Source organism: Pseudoalteromonas sp. S4741, from assembly GCF_005886135.1.
Lineage (GTDB): Bacteria > Pseudomonadota > Gammaproteobacteria > Enterobacterales > Alteromonadaceae > Pseudoalteromonas > Pseudoalteromonas tetraodonis.
In genome coordinates, this window is record NZ_PNCN01000201.1 from 1 (window position 1) to 3,970 (window position 3,970).

Here is a 3,970-nt window from a genome sequence, read left to right on the forward strand (position 1 = left end):
ATACTGTAAGAATGTATCTTTTATCCTATATTCATATACCCTATAACTTTTTTCAAATAACCTTTAACCTTTAACCTTTAACCTTTAACCTTTAACCTTTAACCTTTAACCTTTAACCTTTAACCTAATCCTAACTTTGCACTTAAATAAAACCACTGTATTATCAACGCAGAATTTAGTTTTAGGTAAAATAAATGCATACTTTTTTTATTGATATCATCACCGCAATGCAAAGCCATTTATGGTTTTACTTAACCACGATTGGCCTAGTGAGTTTATGTATTGGTAGCTTTTTAAATGTGGTGATTTATCGCTTGCCGCTAATGATGCAAAAAGAATGGCAAACTGAATGCCGCTTATTATTAGCCGATGAACTAACCAGCCCAAAGGCTAAACAGACCACTGAACACACTATTGACACGTTTAACTTAGTTAAACCCAATTCATGCTGCCCAAAGTGCAAAGCAGCCATAAAGCCATGGCAAAATATTCCCATTATTAGTTGGTTATTTTTAAAAGGACAATGCGCGACCTGTAACAACCCAATATCAGTGCGTTACCCTCTCGTTGAAGCCATTACCGCTATTTTAAGTTTAGTGGTTGCCTACCGCTTTGGCGCAACAGAGCAGGCTTTATTATATGTTGCCATTACTTGGGCATTGGTAGCACTGACTTTTATTGATATTGACCACATGTTACTGCCCGATCAGCTTACTTTACCGCTAGTATGGCTTGCGCTTATAGCCGCTGTAATGGGCGTAACAATAAGCCCGAGTGATGCAATAATCGGGGCCGCCTGCGGCTATTTAAGCCTGTGGAGTATGTTTTGGCTATTTAAGCTATTAACCGGTAAAGAAGGCATGGGCTATGGCGACTTTAAGTTACTTGCGGTGTTTGGTGCTCTACTTGGCTGGCAGTCGCTATTAACCATTATTTTGCTCTCCAGCGTAGTTGGCGCTGTAATTGGCATTGCCCTGCTGAGCATTCAAGGTAAAGACAAAGCAACGCCTATTCCTTTTGGCCCTTACTTAGCAATAGCCGGTTGGATCACTATGCTATGGGGGTCGCAACTGCAAAACAGCTATTTTAATTTTATTGGCTATTAACTATGAGCAATACACAACATCATAAAAATAACTGGGTGCTAGGGCTAACCGGCGGGATTGGCTGCGGTAAAACTGCAGTTAGCGATATGTTGGCAGCACTAGGTATTACTATTGTGGATGCAGATATAGTGGCTCGCCAAGTGGTTGAACCCGGCACTGATGGCTTAAAAGCGATTATTGCGCATTTTGGCACTGACATACTCGATGAATATGGCGCTTTAAATCGTGGCGAGCTAAGAGCGCGTATTTTTAGTAACGCTGAGCAAAAAGCGTGGCTCAATGCCCTGCTGCACCCTTTAATACGCACTAAACTACTCACTGACTTAAAAAACGCGCAAAGCGACTACGTGGTGTTAGTTGCCCCACTATTATTTGAAAATGGGCTTGATGGCTACTGTCATCGTACTTTGCTAATAGACGTTCCCAAAGAGGTGCAAATTGCACGTACTACACAGCGCGACAATATAAGCACTGAACAAGCAAAACAAATTATTGACGCACAAATGTCTCGAGAGCATAAACAACAAAAAGCGGATGATATTTTAAATAATAACCGCGACCTAAGCGATGTAAAACAAGACTTACTTAAGCTACATAATTATTATTTACAGCAAGCAAAGTCTACAATATAGAGTGACTAACCCAATCACAGCGCAATAAACTGATATTTTTATCAGTAAATTATCTGCTGCATTGGTACGATTAATGTATTCCTTTCTTTTTTCTGATAAATTGCTGACAAATGAAGGATTAAATCAGGTGCGCAATGAATATTAACTCACCGTTATTAAGAAAATTTATTACCCTCGGCCGGGTTGATACCGATACCATAAAAGCCAGGCAGCAAGACTTTGCCTCAACTGCAGAGCTTATCTCTAAATGTGGAAAAATAGACAGTAAAGATTTAGCTGAGCAATGCATTGATTTATTTAGAGTGCCTTTTTTTGATTTAAAAGATTTTAATGTTGCACAAATTCCTGCCGAGCTAGTTAAAGAAAAGCTGATCCGCAAACACCACATTTTGCCTTTGGTACAAAAAGGCAGGAAAGTGTATATTGCCGCCTCAGATCCTACCGATTACGGCGCTTTTGAAAACTTTGAATTTAGCACGGGTTTATCGTGCGAAGTAGTTGTGGTTGACTACGTCCAGCTCGATAACAAAATTGAGCAATTACTCGATGCTGCAGGCAGCTTAGATTTAAGCGCCGATGAATTTAAAGAGTTTGCTGAACTCGATTCTGAGCAGCACAAAGAACACCCCCCTAAAGACGATGACAAAGACGACGCCCCGATAATTGTCTACATTAATAAAATTTTAATGGATGCAATAAAAAAAGGCGCCTCAGATTTACACTTTGAACCTTATGAACACAAATATCGTATTCGCTTTCGCATAGATGGTATTTTGTACGAAGTTGCCAGCCCGCCAAAAACATTGGCCAGTAAGCTATCGGCGCGAATAAAAGTAATGTCGCGACTGGATATTGCAGAAAAGCGTAAACCACAAGATGGCCGTATTAAGCTTAAAATCACTGAGCGTAAAAGTATTGATTTTCGTGTTAGTACCATGCCCACTTTGTGGGGCGAAAAAATTGTAATGCGTATTCTTGATTCATCAAGTGCCATGCTAGGTATTGATGTATTAGGCTATGAACCCGAGCAGAAAAAACTATACCTCGATGCACTTGAGCAACCGCAAGGCATGATTTTGGTTACCGGGCCGACAGGTTCGGGTAAAACGGTTTCTTTGTATACGGGCTTAAATATACTCAATCAGCCGGAGCGGAATATTAGTACCGCTGAAGATCCGGTAGAAATTAACCTCGAAGGGGTTAACCAAGTACAAATAAATACTAAAGCCGATATGACCTTTGCTAATGCACTGCGGGCGTTTTTACGTCAAGATCCCGATGTGGTGATGGTGGGTGAAATACGTGATTTAGAAACTGCAGAAATATCAATTAAAGCGGCGCAAACCGGTCACTTGGTGCTCTCAACACTGCATACCAATTCAGCGCCAGAAACAATTACTCGTTTGTTAAATATGGGTGTACCCGCGTATAATGTGGCCAGTTCTATTAGTTTAATTATAGCTCAGCGTTTAGCCCGAAGATTATGCTCTAAATGTAAAACACCAGAGCAATTACCTCGCGAAGAGCTTATACGCCAAGGCTTTAGTGAACAGCAAATTCAAGACATGGTTTTATACGCACCTAAAGGCTGTGAAAACTGTACCGATGGCTACAAAGGCCGTGTTGGTATTTACGAAGTAATGAAAATTACGCCTGAAATAGCGCAAATTATAATGCGCGGCGGTAACTCATTAGAAATTGCGGATGTATCACTTAAAGCAGGATATAATAATTTGCGTTTATCGGGTATTCGTAAAGCTGCAGAGGGTGTGACCTCACTTGCTGAGATTAATCGTGTCACTAGTTTTTAAATAGAAAGCTTAGCTGTTTATTATAAATTGAGTCGCAAAGCCTATATTAATGTGAGAGTAAATTATGCCAACAGTGGTTAACTGCCCAACCTGTAAAGCAAAAGTAGAATGGTCAGCACAAAGTCCGAATCGCCCTTTTTGTTCAAAACGTTGCCAACTTATTGATTTAGGTGAATGGTCGTTTGAAAATAATAAAATTTCAGCGCCGATTACATCTGCAGATGAGTTCAGTCAAGACATGATTGAAGATATTGAAGCAATGATGGCAAAAAACGAAGATAACTTTTTTAAGTGATTTTTAAGGGTTCGAGGTTCGAGGTTCGAGGTTCGAGGTTCGAGAAATAAAAAAACCTTGTGGTTAACATCGCAAGGTTTTTTTATACCTGTAGCAGCGGGTTAAACCCCCTTCAGGTATAAGGAT

The 3,970-nt window shown here is 40.2% G+C and carries 4 protein-coding genes; all 4 read left to right on the forward strand.

Translation table 11 applies throughout. The features are described from left to right. The first annotated feature begins 194 nt into the window (after window positions 1-194). The 4 genes from CWC30_RS17630 (at window position 195) to yacG (ending at window position 3,844) form a co-directional block, all read left to right on the forward strand. Window positions 195-1,106: a prepilin peptidase gene (locus CWC30_RS17630; RefSeq protein WP_138627747.1), complete on the forward strand. Its 912-nt coding sequence runs from the start codon at window positions 195-197 to the stop codon at window positions 1,104-1,106. 2 nt (window positions 1,107-1,108) lie between these two features. After that, complete coding sequence (coaE, locus tag CWC30_RS17635; RefSeq protein ID WP_138627748.1) at window positions 1,109-1,738, forward strand: dephospho-CoA kinase; 630 nt, start codon at window positions 1,109-1,111, stop codon at window positions 1,736-1,738. Between the two features lie 134 nt (window positions 1,739-1,872). After that, window positions 1,873-3,549 carry a type IV-A pilus assembly ATPase PilB gene (pilB, locus tag CWC30_RS17640; protein ID WP_138627749.1) on the forward strand — a complete coding sequence of 559 codons (1,677 nt, stop codon included), beginning with the start codon at window positions 1,873-1,875 and terminating at the stop codon, window positions 3,547-3,549. A gap of 64 nt (window positions 3,550-3,613) precedes the next feature. Then, the gene (gene yacG, locus CWC30_RS17645; protein WP_138627750.1) at window positions 3,614-3,844 is read left to right on the forward strand and encodes a DNA gyrase inhibitor YacG; all 231 of its coding nucleotides are present in this window, start codon (window positions 3,614-3,616) and stop codon (window positions 3,842-3,844) included. The last annotated feature ends 126 nt before the right edge of the window (window positions 3,845-3,970 follow it).

Bases quoted from the DNA above. Each gene is read 5' to 3' on its own strand.
- CWC30_RS17630 (WP_138627747.1), top strand. From the start codon at position 195: ATGCATACTTTTTTTATTGATATCATCACCGCAATGCAAAGCCATTTA.
- coaE (WP_138627748.1), top strand. From the start codon at position 1,109: ATGAGCAATACACAACATCATAAAAATAACTGGGTGCTAGGGCTAACC.
- pilB (WP_138627749.1), top strand. From the start codon at position 1,873: ATGAATATTAACTCACCGTTATTAAGAAAATTTATTACCCTCGGCCGG.
- yacG (WP_138627750.1), top strand. From the start codon at position 3,614: ATGCCAACAGTGGTTAACTGCCCAACCTGTAAAGCAAAAGTAGAATGG.